Below are 17,301 nucleotides of genomic sequence, written 5' to 3' on the forward strand. Positions count from 1 at the left end.
GGTGACTGCGGTGGGCGGAGCGGACCGGTGGATCGGGCGTGGCCGGACGATCACCGCCGTCGCACTAGCACTAGCGCTGGTCTTTACCGCGTGCTCGGTGAACACGCCCCGCAACGGTGTGTCGACGGCGGACGGCACCTCCTCGCTCGCCGACCCCGCGGTCAGCGATGCGACGTCACCGGCCGCTGTGGGCCCTTCGCTGGAGGACGAGTCAGCGGGTCCCGCAACGGCCACCGCGGGGCCGCCGTCGGAGGACGGTGCCGGGACGAGCGGCGCTGCGGACTCGGGGGCGGCGAGCGGGCGGCCCGGCGACGGCTCCGCCACGACCGGGCCCGCAGCGGGAGGGTCCGCCGGACCGCTACCCGAAGGAGCCGTCGCTCCGGGCGAACCCGTCGTCGTCAGCTACGTAGCCGGGTTCAGCGGGCCGTACGGCTCCATCATCTCCGAGGCGCTCAACGGGCTTTACGCCTGGCTCGACGAGATCAACGGGCAGGGCGGCATCCTGGGCCGACCGGTCGTCATCAAGGAGGTGGACCACCGAGAGAGCGCTGCCGGCGGCGTGTCGGCCTGCAAGGAAGTGCTGTCGAACGGAAGCCACCTCGCGTTCCTCGCCATCGGGATCGACGCGGTCATCACCGCGACGGACTGCCTCGACCGCAACGGCTTCCCATCGCTCTACTTCGCCAGCGCCGAGCCCTTCTACCGCAGGTGGCGGCACTCCTACTCCGTGACTGCGAACGCCGAGGACGTGGGGCGAGCGCTGGCCTCGTTCGTCGAGCACCGCTTGGACGGCCGCAGGCACCCCGTCGGCGTCATCGTCCTCAACGGCCTCCAGACCAAGGCCACGGCAGATGCTTTCGTCGATGACGCCGCGGCCCACGGGCTCGACGTCGTGGGCATCGAATCCGTCGAGTTCAACCAGACCTCGTTCGTGCCCGAGCTGCAGCGGCTGCGCGAGGCCGGCGCCGAGATCGTGACCATGTTCGTGACCGCCGAGGTGCTCGGGATCCTGCGGGATGCGCGGGCCATGCGCTACCAGCCCGAGTTCACGGGCATGGGCTACACGTTCGACTTCCTCGCCGCCGCTGCCCGCGATCTCATGTCGGGGGTCAGCGGGGTGCGCATCTACGCCACCATCGACAGCCCCGCGTTTCCGGAGTTCACCCGTCTCGCCGACAAGCACGGCCGTCGGAAGCGGGCCTTCGACGGAGACCACTTCTTCACCTATGGCTACGGGCTGGTCATCGGCCGCGTGCTGGAGGCGTCAGCCCCGTACACCCGGGCATCGCTCTTCGCCGGCATCGAGTCGATCGAGAACTACGACAACCAGGTGGACGCGCCGATCACCTGGGGTCCAGGCGATTACATCGGGACCTCGGCAGTCTTCCCCGTCGTCTGCTGCCGCCCGGACTGGGCGTGGAAGAGCCTCGGTCCGGCAGCCGAGCAGTTCGGTTAGGCAGCAGCGCCCATGGCTACCGCCGTCATCAACGGGGTGTTCGTCGGTGCAATCTACGCGCTGTTCACCTTCGGGATCGTGCTGGTCCATCGGGGCTCACGGGTGCTGAACCTCGCCCACGGGGAAACGGGCTTGATCGGGGCATTCGTCTTCGTGTCCCTGTGGGGCGCTGGTCTACCGCTCGTGGTGGCGATGGTGGTCGCCGTCGCTCTTTCCGCCGCCGTCGCTGGCCTCACCTATGCGTTGGTGATCCGGCACCTCGAACCCGCCGGCCCCAGCCGGATGGTCGCCACCATCGGCGTAGCCGCCCTGCTGCTCACCGTCGCGAGCCGCAGCTACGGCACCAGGCCGCAAGGTGTCGAACCCCTCGTCACCGGAAACGCGTTCACGGCGGCAGGCATCACCGTCTCGATGACGCAGCTCCTGGTGCTGGGCACCGTGCTCGCGCTGATGGCCGCGTGGTTCCTCGTCGACCGCTACACCGACCTGGGCCTCCGCCTGCGCGCCATCGCGCTTGAACCTGTGGGCGCCACCGAGCTCGGGCTACCCGTGGACCGAATCGCTTTCGGCGTTTGGGCCTTGGCGGGTGCGCTCGCCGCCCTCGGGGGAGTGCTGATCTCGTCCCTCGTCGTGTTCCACGTGTTCTTCATGACATCCATCACCATGCGCGCCCTGGTGGCGGCCCTCGTCGGCGGGCTCAGTCGACCCGCTGCCGGCATGCTCGTCGCCATCGGACTGGGTGTGCTCGAAAGCACCGTCCAGTACGAGATCAGCGCTCCGGGGGCCACAGAGGCCGCGCTCGCAGTGGTGCTGGTGGCGCTCGTGCTCCTGAGGCCTGGGCGCGTCGCTCTGGCGGACCTGTGAGCGGCGGCAAGCGCCTGACCGTGATGCGACTCGGGAAGGTGGCAGCGCTCCTGCTCGCCCTCGGCCTGTTCTGGGCGCCGGCACGAGCGGACGAGGACGCCTCGATCATCCGGGCCCAGGCGTGGTCGCTGACCGGTGAGCTACCGCTCCTGCTCGCCGATGACGAGCTGCTCTACGTGGCCCGCTCAGGCAGCGAGCATGCCCGGACCTTCGTGCGGATCGAGATCGACGGTCTTCTCTCCGATGCGGTCGACTCCGCGGTGCTCCAGCTGGCCGAAGGCGGCGACGAGCTGTCTCCCGACAACGCAGCGATTTCGGTGTGCGCGTTGACCTCGCCGCTCCAGAGCACCGGCCGGATCGACCCCGCGAGCGCGCCCGAGTCCGACTGCAGGATCCAGACGTTCGCGGTGCGGTCACCCAACGGCCTCTGGTCCGTTGACCTGCGCCCGTTCCTCGACCAGCCCGAGCTGGCGGCGCACGGCTTGGCCATCTTCCCCGACGCCACCGACCCCCGACCAGCGGCCGCCACGTTCCGGGTCTCGTTCGACCCGCGGGTGACCACCGTGGTGACCACCACGGCCTCCACCGTGCCCCAGCGAGCTCCTTCAGGCGCCGATACCGCTCCGGTCGACTCGCTTCCGACCACGCAGTCGTCGGCCACCGCTCCCCCGATCGCGCCGGCATCCCCGTCGACCCCCGCGGGTGGTTCAGTGGGAGCCACGTCCGGTTCCTCTCGCGGTGCCGACGACGTTGTCGAGTCGGCCGCACCGCCCTCGGGATCCGATGCCTCGACCGTCGGCGGCATCACGGCAACCGTGGCCCCCTTGGTGAACACCCCGCCCTGGCAGCTGCTGCCGGCGGGCGCGCTCGTTGCAGGAGCCGTGGCCGCGCTCGGCGCTTCGCTTGCCGCCCGACGAGCGCGATCCGAACGCCCAGTCAGGGTGGCCGGTGCACGATGGTCAGGCGCGGTCGCGGCGACTGTTGCGTTGCTGGCCGTCCCTGCTGTCGCGAGCGAGTCGCTCGTGTTCGACCTGGGCCTGGTGCTGATCTTCGCCGTCGGGGTCCTGGGCCTGCACGTCCTCGTCCACTGGGCAGGCCAGTTCTCGCTCGCTCACGCCGCGTCGATCGGTGTTCCTGCGTTCGTCGTCGCCCGGTTGGCAGACGCCTGGAACACATCATCCCTGCACCTGGTGCCCGTCGCTGTCGTCGTCGGCGTCATGGTGAGCGCTGTCTTGGCCGCCGTCAGCTCTCGTGCTTCCACCTACACGGTGACGGTGGCAACACTGGCCATCGCGCTGGGCGCCGACCGGTACCTCTTCACCAACCCACTGCTCGTCGGGGCGGGGACCGTGACCGTTCCCGCCCCGGAGCTGCTGGTACTGCGGTTCGGATCCAGCCGTAGTCTCTGGGTGCCGCTCGTGGTGCTCACCCTGTTGGCGTTTGCGGCGACCGCGGCGCTGGGCTCTTCAGAGCTCGGCCGTCGGATCCGCTGGTCTCATAGAAACCCCGCCGGCGCGGCGGCCGCCGGCATCCACCCCCGCCTCGCCATCGCATCGGCGTATCTGGTCGCAGGTGCGCTCGCCGGTCTCGCCGGCGGTCTCACCGTCATCTGGGTCGGTACCGTCGGATCGCAGAGCTTCCCGCTCGCCCTGGCCTTTGACATGTTCATCGTCGCCGTCGTCGCCGGGGCGGGGTCCGTGCTGGCCGTCGCCGGCGCGGCGTTCCTGTTCGAGGGCATTCCAGCCCTGAACCCACTGACCGGACCGGTAGCCGCCTATGGCGGACCACTGTTGCTGCTCTTGGTGCTCGTGCACTTCCCAGGAGGGCTCAACGAGGCATGGAGGAATCTCATGGAACGCAGGCCATCACCGTGGCAATCAGTCCCAGCAGTGCTGGATGGCGCCGGCCGACGCCGCAGGTGGTCGACGCTGCGGCCGCTCACCGCTCTCGGGGCCACGGCCATCGCCTTGGGCTTCGGCGCGATTGCTCTCGCCTGGTACCACGCCGGCAACACCGACCAGGTCTGGATACAGACCCAGGAGCTGATTTCGGGTGGCATCGGGGGGCTGGGGCTCATCGTCTTCGGTACGGGCCTGCTCTTGGCGGATCACCTCCGTGCGCTCCGTCACGCCGTCGAGCGCAGCGGTGAAGCCCCTTCACGTCGCGACGACGCCGAGACCGACGTGACCGCCACGCCCCACCGCTCAGCATGAGGACGAACTCGGGCGGTCTCGTGGTCGAGAGGGTTGGAGTCTCCTACGGCTCCCTCGTCGTTCTCGACGACGCCTCCATCGCCGTGCCGCCGGGGATGGTCGTAGGGCTCGTCGGCCCGAACGGCGCCGGCAAGACGACGCTGGTCGATGTCGCCTCCGGATTCATTCGTCCCCTGCAGGGCCGGGTTCTGTGGGACGGTCGGCCGATCACCGACCTCGCCCCGCATCGGCGGGCTCGGCTGGGACTCGGACGCACCTTCCAACACCTCGGCCTCGCCTCAGACCTGTCGTGTCTCGACCACCTCTGCACGGGCGCGGCGATGCCGCAGCCGTACCGGGTGCTCGATCCGCTGACCGCCCCATGGCGCTGGCGACGTGGCGAGGCCGACCTACGCGCTCGCGGCGAGCAACTGCTGGGCGACCTTGGGGTGGCGGCGTGCGCGCACGTCGCCACCGAGGAGGTGCCGTTCGGCTCCGCCCGGTTCGTGGAGGTGGCCTCGGTGCTCGCCCGGCAGCCATCCATACTCCTGCTCGACGAGCCGACCACCGGCTTGAGTCGAGCGGAGATCGTTGGGCTCGTGGAGGTGCTCAAGGAGGTCAGGGCCTCGGGCACGGGCATGCTCGTGGTGAGCCACGATCCAAGCTTCATCGACGCGTTGTGCCATCGCGTCTACACCCTCGACCACGGCCGGATCGTCGAAGCGGACGATGGCCAATCCCATCACCCGGCAACGGAGACGAACCGGTGAACCACAACGGCCACCTCGTCGTGCACGGTCTCTGCGTCGGGTACGGACGCCGAGTCGTGTTGCGCGACGTCGAGCTGGAGGTGCAGCCGGGCGAGTTCGTTGCACTCGTCGGGAGCAACGGTGCGGGGAAGACCGCGCTGCTGCGCACCCTGGCGGGACGACTCACCGCTCGCGGCGGACTCGTCCGCCTCGACGGTGTCGACATCACCAGGTGGCCGACGTGGCGGCGCGCGCGCTCGGGCATCGTCCACGTCCCGCAGGAACGACACCTCTTCCCCACCCTGAGCGTCGAGGAGAACCTGCGGGTGGCACTCCTCGGCCGGCCCCACCGGACGAACTGTGGCAGCGACTCACTCGGCGGCGTCTACGCCGTGTTCCCGCGCCTGGCTGAACGGCGGGCGCAGGACGCTCGGACGCTCTCGGGCGGTGAGCAACAGATGCTGGCGTTGGCCCGGGCGCTGGTGACCCGGCCTGGGGTCCTCCTCGCTGACGAACTGGCTACCGGGTTGGCACCCGGCGTGCGAGAAACGGCGTTCGACGCTCTCCGGGATGCCGGCACCAGCGTTCTGCTCGCAGAGCAGAACGCGTCCACCATCGCCCAGGTCGACCGCACCTACGACGTCGGTGACGGCACCGTGGCGGCTCCCGGAGAGAACATCTCAGACATTCCAGCGCTCGTAGCCGTCAAGCGGCATCTGAGATCTCGGTCCTGAGGGTGTCCTTGGGTCGGTGAGCCCGGGCGGTGTGTTCGTCGTAGAGGGCCCTGGTGGCGTGGACGGTGCCGGCGGGGTGCTCGGGCGGGGTGTAGGAGGATGGACGGGCGTCAACCCGTTCTACCCCTCGGCACCCCGGACGAGGCGAAGGTCGTCGCCGTGGGCGGCCTCGGCCGGCTCGATGCCCCGCTGGCGCCGGAGCTCGTCGATGCGGTCGAGGGGGCGCTCGAGCGCCCGCCGGCGCGTCCCCGACACCTCGCCGTAGGCCCGTTCGAGCGTGTCGACGGCCCGCCCGACCTTGTCGAGGGAGGCGCAGAAGCGCTCCCACTGCCCGCCGAAGGCCCCGAGGAGGGCGAGGATCTCGTCGGACGTCCGGGCCAGGTTCACGGCCTCGACCGACTGGCGGATCACGCCGAGCACGGTGAAGAGGGTGAGCGGCGAGCACAGGACCACTCGCTGGGCGAGGGCCTCGTCGACCAGGCCGGTGTCGTGGGTGTGGATGAACGCGTAGACGCTCTCGTTGGGGATGAAGCACAGGACGAAGTCGAGGGTGCCGGCAGCAGGGTCGACGTAGCCCCGGCCCCGCAGCTCGCGGACCCGGGCCCGCACGTCGCGGAGGAAGGCGTCACGGTGGTGGTCGCGCTCGTGGTCGGTGCCGGCATCGAGGCACCGGACGTAGGCGTCGATGGGGAACTTGGCGTCGAGGTGGAGCACGAGGTCGCCGGGGAGCAGGAAGGTGACGTCGGGGACGGTGCCGGCGCCGATGGCCCGCTGGCGCACGTAGCTGACGCCCTCGACCATCCCCGCGGCCCGGAGCACGTCGTCGGCCATGCGCTCGCCCCACTGGCCGCGGGACTGGGGGCTGGCCAGCACCTCCCGCAGGGCGGCAGCGGTGGACGACAGCTCCATGGTGGCGGCCCGCTGGGCGCTGAGCTCTCCCTGCTGGCGGCTGACGGCGTCACCGACCCGGCTGAGCTGGTCGCCCATGGCCCGCAGCTGGGCGTCGAGGAGGCCCGTGGTGGCGCCGAGGCGCTCGTCGGCTACGGCCACGACGGTGTCGACCACGCCGGCCGACGGCGAGCCTCCGGGCCGGCGGCCGAGGACGAGGGCGACGGCCAGGCCTCCACCGACGGCCCCGAGGCCCGCCACCACGATCAGCACGGCAACGTTCATCTCCATGCCCGAACCCTACGGAGGGGGTGTGACACAAACGCGGGGCCGAGGGCCCGAGCCCCTGCCCCTCACCTGCCGGTGGCCAGGTCGTAGACCCGGCGCTTCGACACCCCGTAGACCGACGCCACCTCGGCCACCGCGTCGCGCGTCGAGAGGCCGTCGGCCACCCGGGCCTCGACGGCGGCGACCAGGTCGTCGTCGCCGGCCGCCTCGGGCGCCGGCGCGCCCTCCACCACCACCACGTACTCGCCGCGCGGCACCACCTCGTCGGCCCTGGCCACCGCCGCGACCAGCGATCCTCGCCACACCTCCTCGTGCAGCTTGGTCAGCTCACGGCAGAGCGCCACCCCTCGCTCGGGTCCGAGCACCTCCGCCAGGTCGACGAGGGTCCGCACCAGGCGGTGCGGCGCCTCGTAGAGCACCATCGTCCGCCGCTCCCCGACGAGGGCCTCGAGCCGCTCCCGGCGACCGGCACCGCTGCGGGGCAGGAACCCCTCGAACACGAAGCGCCCCGTCGCCATGCCGCTGGCCACCAGCCCGGCCACCGCCGCCGAGGCTCCGGGGACGACCCGAACCTCGAAGCCGGCCGAGGCCGCCGCCCGCACCAGGCGCTCGCCGGGATCGGAGATGCCGGGCATGCCCGCATCGGACACCACGGCCACCACCTCACCGGCACGCAGGCGCTCGAGCACCCCCGCCACCTGACGGGCCTCGTTGTGGTCGTGGACCGCCACCAGGCGCCGGGCCGAGACGCCGGCGGCGGCGAGCAGCCGCCCGGTGCGGCGGGTGTCCTCGCAGAGCACCACGTCGGCCTCGGCCAGGGTCGCCGTCGCCCGCGGTGACAGGTCCCCGAGGTTGCCGATGGGCGTGGCCACCAGCACGAGCACACCGGGCGCCGTCACGTCACCTCCAGGCGGTCGCCTTGGGCGAGGCGCCACCGCTCGAACGAACCCGCCTCGGCCTCGACCACCGCCCGGCAGCGCCGCCGTGGGGCGCCCAACCGCCACGGCCGCATGCCCCGCACCACGTCGAGGACCACCAGGTCGCGGTCGCAATGGGCCACGTCGATCGGGAAGCGCATGCCGAGGGTGTGGACCGACGTGGCCGGGCGCAGCAGGAGCGCCCCCTCGATCCCGTCGCGCCCGAGGAGGCCCCGGGTGCGCGCACCGACGGTCGACGCCACCTCCAGCGGGGCCAGCACCTCCCCGTCCCGCAGCAGCCAGGGCACGCCCGGCCTCAGACGTTGAACCGGAACTCGAGGACGTCGCCGTCGACCACCTCGTAGTCCTTGCCCTCGATGCGGAGCTTGCCGACCTCCTTTGCCTTGTTCCACGAGCCGACCTCCAGCAGGTCGTCCCAGTGGATGCACTCGGCCTTGATGAACCCCTTCTGGAAGTCGGTGTGGATCACCCCGGCGCACTCGGGCGCCTTGGCCCCGGCGCGGAACGTCCAGGCGCGGGTCTCGTCGGGACCGGTGGTGAAGTAGGTCCGGCGGCCGAGGAGGCGGTAGGCCGACTGGATGAGGCGGGTGACGGCGCCCTCCCCGAGGTCGTAGGCGTCGAGGAGCTCCCGGCGCTCCTCGGGTGGCAGCTGGGCGGCCTCGGCCTCGAGCTGCACGCACATGGGCAGCACCTCGGCCCCGACACCGAAGGCCTCACGGACGGGAGCGGCCACGGCGTCGGCGTCGGCGAGCTGGTCCTCGCCGAGGTTCAGCACCACGAGCACCGGCTTGTTGGTGAGCAGGAACCACGGCCGAAGGGCCGCCCGGTGCTCGGCCGACATCGACGAGCGGTAGATGGGCGTCCCCTCCGAGAGCGTGGCCAGGGCGGCGTCGAGGGCCGCCACCTCGGTGGCGAGGGTGGCCGACTTGTCGAGCTTCATGGCCTTGCGCTGGCGCTCGACCTTGCCCTCGACGCTCTGGAGGTCGGCCAGGGCGAGCTCGGTCTCGACGGTGGCCAGGTGCTCGAGGGGGTCGGTGGGCCCAATCACGTCGTCGTCGGTGAAGGCCCGCAACACGAAGGTGATGGCGTCGACCTCGCGGATGTGGGCCAGGAAGCGGTTCCCGAGGCCCTCGCCCTGGTGGGCGCCCTCGACCAGTCCGGCGATGTCGACGAACTCGACGGTGGCGTGGATGATCTTGGCGCTGCCGGTCAGCTCGGCGAGCTGCTCCACCCGGTCGTCGGGCACGACGGCGATGCCCACGTTCGGGTCGACGGTGGCGAAGGGGTAGGCGGCGGCCAGGGCCTGTCCGCCCAGGGCGTTGAACAGGGACGACTTCCCGGCGTTGGGGAGGCCGACGAAGCCGATCCGTTCCATGGCGGCAGGGTACCGGCGTGCCCGCCGGAGACCCGACGCCGAGCCGCGGGTGGGGAGCTGCTGGCCCGGATCAGGGCCCGGCCGTGAGCAGGGGCGGAGCCGACTGGGTGGCGGGGACACCATCCCTATAGCGTGGCGCTCCTTATGTCGAAGAAGACGAACAAGCGCAAGATCAAGGCCCGCAAGTCCAAGGCCAACCACGGCGTCAAGCCCAACGCCGGGCGCTGATCCAGGCCATCACCCGACCGGTCCAGCGACCAGATCGGCACCGAGGGTAGGGATCCGGCCACCGGAGGTAGAAGCAACACCAATGCGGCGGTACCCCACCAGGACACACCAGCGACTGCTCGCGGTCGCGTCCACCCTCGTCCTCCTGGCCGGCGTGGTCTCCGTTGCCGTCGACGCCGCCTCGCCCGACGTGGTGCTGGCCGCGGCACCGACCACCACGACGACCTCGACGACGACCACCACCACGACCACCACCACCACGGTGCCCGAGGTCGTCCCCGTCGAGCTGTCGGAGCCCGAGGCGCCGCCGACCGAGGCCTATGCCGCCGAGCCTCACGTCGTCATCGGCCGCATCGAGATCCCCAAGCTCGGCCTCGACGCGGCCCTGAACCAGGGCATCGCCCTCACCAGCATCGACCGGGGGCCCAGCCACTGGCCCGGCACCGCCCTGCCTGGCCAGGCCGGCAACACCGTCGTGGCCGGCCACCGCGTCACCAAGACCCGGCCGTTCCGCGAGATCCACCGCCTCGAGATCGGTGACGAGATGATCCTCACCGGCGAGCAGGGCCGCTTCGTGTACCGGGTGAACGCCACCGACGTGGTCACCCCCGACGCGCTCTACATCGTCGACCAGACGCCGGAGCCGACGGCGACGATCTTCGCCTGCCACCCGCCCGGGTCGGCCCGCTACCGCTACGTCGTCACCTTCGACCTCGTGGGCCCGCCCGCCGGCTTCACCAGCGCCGGCGCCGCTGACGAGTCCGACGAGTCCGACGAGTCCGACGCGCCCGCCGCGCCCGCCGCGTCCGACGAGTCCGACGAGCCCGCCGCGTCCGACGACGCCGGCTGACCAACGGGGGCGCGCCGCCTGGCCTCCGTCCCGGCGAACGGCGATCATCCTGACCTGATGGCCGACCTCGACCTCCGGCGCGGCGCGCTCGTCGCCCTCCTCGGGGGAGCGTCGCTCACCGCCGCCCTGCCCCCGTTCGGGTGGTGGCCCCTCGGCCTCCTCGGCACCGGCCTCCTGGCCGTCGCCGTCGCGGGGCGGGCCTGGCGGGGGCGCCTGGCGGTCGGGGCCGCCGCCGCCGCCGGGTTCCTCGGCCCGGGGCTGTTCTGGATGACGGAGTTCAGCGCCCCCGGCTTCGTGGCCGCCGTGGTCATCGAGGCATCCATCCTCACCGCGGGGGTCCTCGCCGTCCCCGCAGCGACCGGACGACGGTGGCCCCTGCTCCTCGGCATCCCGGGCACCTTGGTGCTGGTGGAGGGGCTGCGCGGGATCTGGCCCTTCGGCGGCGTCCCGATCGCCACCCTGGCCCAGACGCAGGTGGGAGGCCCCCTCGCCACGACGGTGCGGGTCGGCGGCCCCCTCCTGCTGGCCGCCCTGGTGGCGCTGACCGGCACCGCCCTCGCTCTGGCCCTGCGCCCCGAGGGCCGGCGAGCGGCGGCAGGTGCGCTCGGCGTCGTCGCCCTCGTCGCCGCGGGCGGCTGGGCCGCCCCGAACGGCTCGGACACCGGCGAGCTGCGGGTGGCCATGGTCCAAGGCGGCGGCGAGCGGGGCACCCTGGCCGTCGAGACGTCGTCCACCGAGGTCTTCGAGCGTCACCTCGCCATCACCGAGGAGGTGGGCGACGTCGACCTGGTGGTGTGGCCCGAGGACATCTTGAAGGTGGAGGGCGACGTCACCGACGCAGAGGTCGGCCGGGTCATGGGCCGCTTGGCACGCCAGCGGGAGGCCACCTTCGTCGTCGGCTCGGCCGAAGGTGTGGGCGACCGGTTCCGGGTGGTCAGCACGGCCTGGGGGCCCGACGGCGAGCCGGTGGACCGCTACCACAAGAACCTGCGGGTCCCCTTCGGCGAGTACGTGCCGTTCCGACCCCTGGTCGAGCGGCTCGCCGACGTCTCGCCCATCCCCCGCGACGCCCTGGAGGGCGAGGGCATCGGGCTGCTCGTCACCCCGGCGGGCGACCTCGGGGTGGCGGTGTCGTTCGAGGTCTTCTTCGCCCACCTCACCCGGTCGGCGACGACCGCCGGCGCCGAGGTGATCCTGGTCCCCACCAACGCCGCCTCCTACTCCACCACCCAGATGCCAGCCCTCCAGCTCGGGGCGACCCGGCTGCGCGCCCTCGAGACTGGGCGCTGGATCGTCCAGGCGGCACCGACCGGCTTCAGCGCCATCGTCGATCCCGACGGACGGGTGACGGTGGCGTCCGACCTCGGGGAGGGCGTCGCCCTGGAGGGCATGGTGGCGACCAGACGGGGCCTGACCCCCTACGGGCGCACTGGCGACGTGCCGTGGGTCGCCTTCGCCCTGGCAGCCGTCGCCGCCGCGTGGGTCACCGGGATGCGGTCAGGCGCCATAGGGTGGCGAGGTGGGCGACAGGCTGCAGCTGGCCGCGGGTGAGTCCCGCGCCACCGTCGACCCCGACCGCGGCGGACGGCTGACTTCCCTCGCCGTCGACGGCCTCGAGCTGCTGCGCACCGGGGACGGCACCAACCCCATGGCGGAGGGCTGCTTCCCCATGGCGCCGTGGGCCGGTCGGGTCCGCCGGGGCCGCTTCCACCACGACGGCACCGAGTGGCGCCTGCCGATCGACCTCCCGCCGCACGCCATCCACGGCACCGTGTACGCCCGCCCCTGGGCCGTCGAGGCGGCCGGTGCCGACACGGTGGAGATGCGGACCGGGCTGGGGGCGAGCTGGCCGTTCCCCGGGTGGGCGGTGCAGCACGTGCGACTCGCCCCGGGCGCCCTCCACCTCCGCCTCGAGGTCCACACCGACGGGCCTGCCTTCCCCGCCTCGTGCGGCTGGCATCCCTGGTGGCGGCGCCGCCTCGAGCGGGGCGGTCCGGCCGAGCTCCACATCGAGGCCAGCGCGATGTGGCAGCGAGACGAGGAGGGCATCCCCGACGGGACCCTCGTGCCACCCGGCCGGCGCCCCTGGGACGACTGCTTCACGGACCTCCACTGCCCCCCGGTCCTGCGATGGCCGGGAGCCCTCGAGCTCACCATCGACTCGGGTGCCGGCCACCTGGTGGTGTTCGACGAGCCCGACGATGCGGTGTGCGTGGAGCCCCAGACCGGCCCGCCAGACGCCCTCAACCTGATGCCCGCCGTCGTGACCGCCGGGCATCCCCTGGTCGCCGAGGCGACGATCGCCTGGCGGACGACCACCACCGCCTGACCCGGCCGCCCCGCACTTGACCGGGTGGTCGAGTTGGCGAAGGATGTTGCCTTCATGCCCAACGTCGACCAGCCCCTCCGCATCGCCCTCCTCGTCTACAGGGGCAAGCCGCACTGCGGTGGTCAAGGCGTCTACGTCCGCCACCTGAGCAAGGCGCTCGCCGACCTGGGCCACCACGTCGAGGTCTTCTCCGGGCCCCCGTACCCGGTCCTCGACGAGCGCGTCGCCCTCCAGAAGCTCCCGAGCCTCGACCTCTACCGCGACCCCGACCCCTTCCGGATCCCCAAGCCCCGGGAGTTCAAGGACTGGATCGACGTCGTCGAGTTCGCCCTGATGTGCACCGCCGCCTTCCCCGAGCCGTACACGTTCAGCCTCCGGGCCAAGCGGGCCCTCATGGCCCGGCGCCACGACTTCGACATCGTGCACGACAACCAGTGCCTCGGCACCGGGCTGCTCGGCATCCAGGCCCCGGCGCCCAAGGGAGCCGGCATCCCGGTCCTCGCCACGATCCACCACCCCATCACCGTCGACCGCCGGGTCGAGCTGGCCCACGCCTCCGGCGCCATCCGCAAGCTGAGCCTGCGCCGCTTCTACGGCTTCACCCGGATGCAGAGCCGCGTGGCCAGGCAGCTGCCCCGCATCGTCACCGTCTCGGACAGCTCCCTCGGCGACATCGTGTCCGGCCACGGCATCGAGCCCGACCGCCTTCGGGTGGTCAACGTCGGCGTCGACCCGGCGCTGTTCCGGCCGCGGCCCGAGGTGGCCCGGGTGCCGGGTCGCCTCATGACCACCGCCTCCGCCGACGTCCCCATGAAGGGCCTCGTCCACCTGCTCGAGGCCCTCGCCAAGATCCGCACCGAACGTCCCGACGCCGAGCTGACGGTGATCGGCAAGCCCACCGCCGAGGGCCCGGTGGCCCGCACCCTCGAGCAGCTCGACCTCACCGGCGCCGTGCACTTCACGACCGGCATCAGCGACGAGCGCATCGTCGAGCTCTACGCCGAGGCCGAGCTCGCCATCGTCCCCTCGCTCTACGAGGGGTTCTCCCTGCCTGCCGTCGAGGCTATGGCCTGTGGGGTGCCGCTCGTGGCCACCACCGGAGGCGCACTGCCCGAGGTCGTAGGCGACGACGGCACCACCGCCGCCCTCGTCCCCCCGGCCGACGCCGGCGCCCTCGCCACCACCATCCTCGAGCTGCTGGGCGACCCCGCCCGCCGCGACGCCATCGGGGCCGCCGGGCGCACGCGGGTCGTCGAGCGCTACAGCTGGGAGTCGGCGGCCGCCGCCACCGCCGAGCAGTACCGCGAGGTCATCGCCATGCACGGCGCCGCCGACACCACACCTGCCCCGACCCCGGTCTGATGCTGACCGCCCGCTACCACTGGCTCGGCCTCCGCCCCGGGGACCGGGTCCTCGACCTCGGCTGCGGTGGCGGCCGCCACGCCTTCGAGGCCGCCCGCCTGGGCGCCCACGTCGTGGCCGCCGATCTCGACCTGGCCGAGCTCAAGGAGGTCCGCAGCCTCTTCGGGGCCATGGACGAAGGGGGCGAGCTCGACGGGGGCACCGGTGCCGCCATCGGCGCCGACGCGCTGCGCCTCCCGTTCCCCGACGACGCCTTCGACCGCATCATCGCCTCGGAGGTCTTCGAGCACATCCCCGACGATGCTGCTGCCGCCGCCGAGCTGACCCGTGTGCTGCGGCCCGGCGGCACCATCGCCGTCACCGTCCCGTCGTGGCTGCCCGAGCAGGTGTGCTGGGCGCTCTCCGACGATTACCACGCCCCCGCGGTCGAGGGCGGCCACGTCCGGATCTACTCCGAGGCCTCGCTCCGACACCGCCTCCGCGAGGCGGGCCTACGGCCGGGAAGCGCCCACCACGCCCACGCCCTGCACACCCCCTACTGGTGGCTGAAGTGCGCTGTGGGGCCAACCAACGACACCCACCCGCTCGTGGCCGCCTGGCACCGGCTCCTCGTGTGGGACATCGTGGAGCGCCCGCTCGCCACCCGCATCGCCGAGCGCGCCCTCAGCCCCGTCCTCGGCAAGAGCTTCGTGCTCTACGCCCGCAAGCCCGAGGTTGCCCCATGACCCGCTCACCCCTCCCCGCGCTCGACGGGGTCCTCAGCACCGACGAGGTGGCCGCCACCGTCGACTCCCTGGTCGAGGTCCAGCTGCCATCGGGGATGATCCCCTGGTTCCCGGGAGGCCACGCCGACCCCTGGAACCACATCGAGGCCGCCATGGCCCTCGCCCTCGGCGGCCGCACAGCAGCGGCCGAGCGGGCCTACCAGTGGCTCGTCGACGAGCAGCGGCCCGACGGTGCCTGGCACCAGTACTACCTCGCCGACGGCATCGAGGACGCCAAGCTCGACGCCAACGTCTGCGCCTACGTCGCGGCGGGGGTCTGGCACCACCACCTCCTCACCGGCGACCGTGGGTTCCTCGAGGCGATGTGGCCGGTGGTCGAGCGGGCCATCGGGTTCGTGCTCGGGCTGCAGCGCCCGCGCGGCGAGATCCTCTGGGCGCGCCACACCGACGGCACCCCCTGGTCGTTCGCCCTCCTCACCGGATCGTCCTCGATCTGCCACAGCCTGCGCTGCGCCATCGCCATCGCCGAGCACCTCGGCCACGAGCGCCCCGACTGGGAGCTCTCCGCCGCCAACCTTGCCCACGCCATCGCCCACATCCCCGAGGCCTTCGCCCCGAAGGACCGCTGGGCCATGGACTGGTACTACCCCGTGCTCTCCGGCGCCGTCAGCGGCGAGGCAGGGCAGGAGCGGCTGCGAGAGGGCTGGGACACCTTCGTGCTCGAAGGAAAGGGCACCCGCTGCGTGAGCGACAAGGAGTGGGTCACGGCCGCGGAGACCTGCGAGTGCGTGCTCGCCCACCTGAGCGTCGGCGAGGTCGCCAAGGCCCACGACCTGTTCCGCTGGGTGCAGAACCTGCGCGACGACGACGGCGCCTACTTCACCGGGATGTCCTACACCGAGATGAAGCACTTCCCCGGTGACGAGCGCTCCACCTACACGGGCGCCGCGGTGGTCCTGGCGGTCGACGCGCTCTCGCGGACCAGCGCCGCCTCCGGGCTGTTCGTCGACCACGACGCCCTCCCGGAGCTGGTCGACACCAGCGAACCCGTCATCGACCCCGCCGACTGAGCACACCTCAACCGGTCGGGGTGACCGGTGGCCGCACCGTCGCCGGGCGTACGATGGCGCGCCACCGCCGACGGAGCACCGATGCACCCCACCACCCCACCCTCCTCGTCGCGCACCGGCTCGCTCCGGCTGGCGGCGATCGCGTCCCTCGGCGCCGGCGCCGTCCACGCCGTCACCGCCGGCACCCACAGCGAGCACCGACAGGCGGTGTGGGCCTTCACGGTCCTCGCCGCCGTCCAGCTCGGCTGGGGCGCGGTGGGGCTGGTCCGCCGGGACCGGGGCACCGCGCTGACGGGCGCAGCCATCGCCACGGTCGCCATCGCCGCCTGGGTGGCGGTGACCACGGTCGGCATCGGCGCCGTCGAGGGCCTCGGCGGAGCCCAGACGGCCCAAGCCGCCGACGTGATCGCCGCCGCCCTCGCCCTCGTGGCCCTGGTCGGGTGCGCGGCCCAGGTGCTCCCCGGCGCCCCTGCCGCGCTGACCAGGCCGGCCGGCGCGCTGGCGACGCTGGCGCTGATCGCCGCCGCCCTACCCGGCATGGCGCTCGCCAGCCAGCACGACCACGACGATCCCGCGCACGCCGACACCGACCTCGACGATCCCGCGCACGCCGAGTCCGAGCACGTCGACGCCCGCCCCTACGACCCCGCCCTACCCCTTCGCCTCGGAGGGATGCCCGGGGTCACCCCCGAGCAGGTGGCCGAGGCGGAGCGACTGGTGGCCATCACCCTCGAGCGCCTGCCGAAGTACGCCGACCCCGCAGTGGCAGAGGCCGACGGCTTCCGATCGATCGGCGACGGCAGCACCGGCCACGAGCACTACGTCAACTGGTCGTACATCGACGACGAGCACATCTTCAACCCCGACTTCCCCGAGTCGCTCGTCTACGAGGTGAACGGAGCCGAGAAGACCCTCGTTGCCGCCATGTACATGCTCCCCCGGGGCGAGACCCTCGAGACCGTCCCCGACATCGGTGGCGACCTCATCCAGTGGCACGTCCACGAGGACCTCTGCTACACCCCCGAGCCCGGCGCCCACCGCGTGGGAGGCTTCGTGCAGGCCGACGGCTCGTGCCGACCACCGCTGATCGACGGGCCCCGCACCCCCATGATCCACGTCTGGATCGCGCCGCACCGCTGTGGGCCGTTCGCCTCGCTCGAGGGCATCGCCGGCGGGCGCATCGCCGACGGCGAGGAGCGCCTCTGCGACCACGTCCACGGCTCCCGCTAGGGCGGTCCGGCCACCCGGGGGAA

16 protein-coding genes are annotated in these 17,301 nt (G+C 72.4%); 12 read left to right on the forward strand and 4 right to left on the reverse strand.

Going from position 1 to position 17,301, the window contains the following annotated elements; all coding sequences use genetic code 11:
- The first annotated feature begins 97 nt into the window (after positions 1-97).
- Genes VMN58_13405 through VMN58_13425 form a run of 5 tightly spaced genes read left to right on the forward strand, consistent with a single transcriptional unit; the run spans position 98 to position 5,995 of the window.
- Positions 98-1,456 carry an ABC transporter substrate-binding protein gene (locus VMN58_13405; GenBank protein ID HUF34195.1) on the forward strand — a complete coding sequence of 453 codons (1,359 nt, stop codon included), beginning with the start codon at positions 98-100 and terminating at the stop codon, positions 1,454-1,456.
- Between the two features lie 12 nt (positions 1,457-1,468).
- The gene (locus tag VMN58_13410; GenBank protein HUF34196.1) at positions 1,469-2,320 is read left to right on the forward strand and encodes a branched-chain amino acid ABC transporter permease; all 852 of its coding nucleotides are present in this window, start codon (positions 1,469-1,471) and stop codon (positions 2,318-2,320) included.
- Between the two features lie 23 nt (positions 2,321-2,343).
- Entirely contained in the window at positions 2,344-4,533 is a 2,190-nt protein-coding gene (locus VMN58_13415) for a hypothetical protein (protein HUF34197.1), read from the forward strand.
- A complete protein-coding gene (locus tag VMN58_13420; GenBank protein HUF34198.1) occupies positions 4,530-5,282 on the forward strand; it encodes an ATP-binding cassette domain-containing protein in 753 nt (250 codons plus the stop codon). The genes VMN58_13415 and VMN58_13420 overlap by 4 nt, the downstream gene beginning before the upstream one ends.
- A 56-nt stretch (positions 5,283-5,338) precedes the next feature.
- Positions 5,339-5,995, forward strand: coding sequence for an ATP-binding cassette domain-containing protein (locus VMN58_13425; GenBank protein ID HUF34199.1), 657 nt, complete (start codon positions 5,339-5,341; stop codon positions 5,993-5,995).
- A 120-nt stretch (positions 5,996-6,115) separates the two neighbouring features.
- Here the strand turns inward: VMN58_13425 and VMN58_13430 are convergent, their stop codons facing one another.
- The 4 genes from VMN58_13430 to ychF all read right to left on the reverse strand — a co-directional run bounded on the left by VMN58_13430 (position 6,116) and on the right by ychF (position 9,484).
- Positions 6,116-7,174, reverse strand: coding sequence for a DNA recombination protein RmuC (locus VMN58_13430; GenBank protein ID HUF34200.1), 1,059 nt, complete (start codon positions 7,172-7,174; stop codon positions 6,116-6,118).
- 62 nt (positions 7,175-7,236) lie between these two features.
- The gene (gene rsmI, locus VMN58_13435) at positions 7,237-8,070 is read right to left on the reverse strand and encodes a 16S rRNA (cytidine(1402)-2'-O)-methyltransferase (protein HUF34201.1); all 834 of its coding nucleotides are present in this window, start codon (positions 8,068-8,070) and stop codon (positions 7,237-7,239) included.
- Positions 8,067-8,396 carry a DUF192 domain-containing protein gene (locus tag VMN58_13440; GenBank protein ID HUF34202.1) on the reverse strand — a complete coding sequence of 110 codons (330 nt, stop codon included), beginning with the start codon at positions 8,394-8,396 and terminating at the stop codon, positions 8,067-8,069. Before VMN58_13440 ends, rsmI begins: the two co-directional genes overlap by 4 nt.
- 8 nt (positions 8,397-8,404) lie before the next feature.
- Complete coding sequence (gene ychF, locus VMN58_13445; GenBank protein HUF34203.1) at positions 8,405-9,484, reverse strand: redox-regulated ATPase YchF; 1,080 nt, start codon at positions 9,482-9,484, stop codon at positions 8,405-8,407.
- Positions 9,485-9,794: 310 nt separating this feature from the next.
- Here ychF and VMN58_13450 point away from each other — a divergent pair, with 310 nt between their 5' ends.
- From VMN58_13450 to VMN58_13480, 7 genes are all read left to right on the forward strand, one after another.
- Positions 9,795-10,562 carry a class E sortase gene (locus tag VMN58_13450; protein HUF34204.1) on the forward strand — a complete coding sequence of 256 codons (768 nt, stop codon included), beginning with the start codon at positions 9,795-9,797 and terminating at the stop codon, positions 10,560-10,562.
- A 57-nt stretch (positions 10,563-10,619) separates the two neighbouring features.
- The gene (gene lnt, locus VMN58_13455) at positions 10,620-12,113 is read left to right on the forward strand and encodes an apolipoprotein N-acyltransferase (protein HUF34205.1); all 1,494 of its coding nucleotides are present in this window, start codon (positions 10,620-10,622) and stop codon (positions 12,111-12,113) included.
- On the forward strand, positions 12,082-12,891 hold the full coding sequence (locus tag VMN58_13460; protein HUF34206.1) for a hypothetical protein: 810 nt from the start codon (positions 12,082-12,084) through the stop codon (positions 12,889-12,891). The genes lnt and VMN58_13460 overlap by 32 nt, the downstream gene beginning before the upstream one ends.
- Before the next feature lie 54 nt (positions 12,892-12,945).
- Positions 12,946-14,253 carry a glycosyltransferase family 4 protein gene (locus VMN58_13465; protein ID HUF34207.1) on the forward strand — a complete coding sequence of 436 codons (1,308 nt, stop codon included), beginning with the start codon at positions 12,946-12,948 and terminating at the stop codon, positions 14,251-14,253.
- Positions 14,253-14,978, forward strand: a complete 726-nt coding sequence (locus VMN58_13470; GenBank protein HUF34208.1) for a methyltransferase domain-containing protein — start codon at positions 14,253-14,255, stop codon at positions 14,976-14,978. Before VMN58_13465 ends, VMN58_13470 begins: the two co-directional genes overlap by 1 nt.
- Entirely contained in the window at positions 14,975-16,048 is a 1,074-nt protein-coding gene (locus VMN58_13475; protein ID HUF34209.1) for a hypothetical protein, read from the forward strand. The genes VMN58_13470 and VMN58_13475 overlap by 4 nt, the downstream gene beginning before the upstream one ends.
- Positions 16,049-16,129: 81 nt before the next feature.
- Positions 16,130-17,278 (forward strand): hypothetical protein, encoded by a 1,149-nt coding sequence (locus VMN58_13480; protein HUF34210.1) that lies wholly within the window; start codon positions 16,130-16,132, stop codon positions 17,276-17,278.
- Positions 17,279-17,301: the final 23 nt, after the last annotated feature.

The organism is Acidimicrobiales bacterium (genome assembly GCA_035512495.1).
Lineage (GTDB): Bacteria > Actinomycetota > Acidimicrobiia > Acidimicrobiales > CADCSY01 > DATKDW01.

Excerpts from the sequence above, each read along its gene's own strand:
- VMN58_13410 (HUF34196.1), top strand. The coding sequence starts at position 1,469 with ATGGCTACCGCCGTCATCAACGGGGTGTTCGTCGGTGCAATCTACGCG.
- VMN58_13415 (HUF34197.1), top strand. The coding sequence starts at position 2,344 with ATGCGACTCGGGAAGGTGGCAGCGCTCCTGCTCGCCCTCGGCCTGTTC.
- VMN58_13420 (HUF34198.1), top strand. The coding sequence starts at position 4,530 with ATGAGGACGAACTCGGGCGGTCTCGTGGTCGAGAGGGTTGGAGTCTCC.
- VMN58_13430 (HUF34200.1), bottom strand. The coding sequence starts at position 7,174 with ATGGAGATGAACGTTGCCGTGCTGATCGTGGTGGCGGGCCTCGGGGCC.
- ychF (HUF34203.1), bottom strand. The coding sequence starts at position 9,484 with ATGGAACGGATCGGCTTCGTCGGCCTCCCCAACGCCGGGAAGTCGTCC.
- VMN58_13450 (HUF34204.1), top strand. The coding sequence starts at position 9,795 with ATGCGGCGGTACCCCACCAGGACACACCAGCGACTGCTCGCGGTCGCG.
- lnt (HUF34205.1), top strand. The coding sequence starts at position 10,620 with ATGGCCGACCTCGACCTCCGGCGCGGCGCGCTCGTCGCCCTCCTCGGG.
- VMN58_13465 (HUF34207.1), top strand. The coding sequence starts at position 12,946 with ATGCCCAACGTCGACCAGCCCCTCCGCATCGCCCTCCTCGTCTACAGG.
- VMN58_13470 (HUF34208.1), top strand. The coding sequence starts at position 14,253 with ATGCTGACCGCCCGCTACCACTGGCTCGGCCTCCGCCCCGGGGACCGG.
- VMN58_13475 (HUF34209.1), top strand. The coding sequence starts at position 14,975 with ATGACCCGCTCACCCCTCCCCGCGCTCGACGGGGTCCTCAGCACCGAC.
- VMN58_13480 (HUF34210.1), top strand. The coding sequence starts at position 16,130 with ATGCACCCCACCACCCCACCCTCCTCGTCGCGCACCGGCTCGCTCCGG.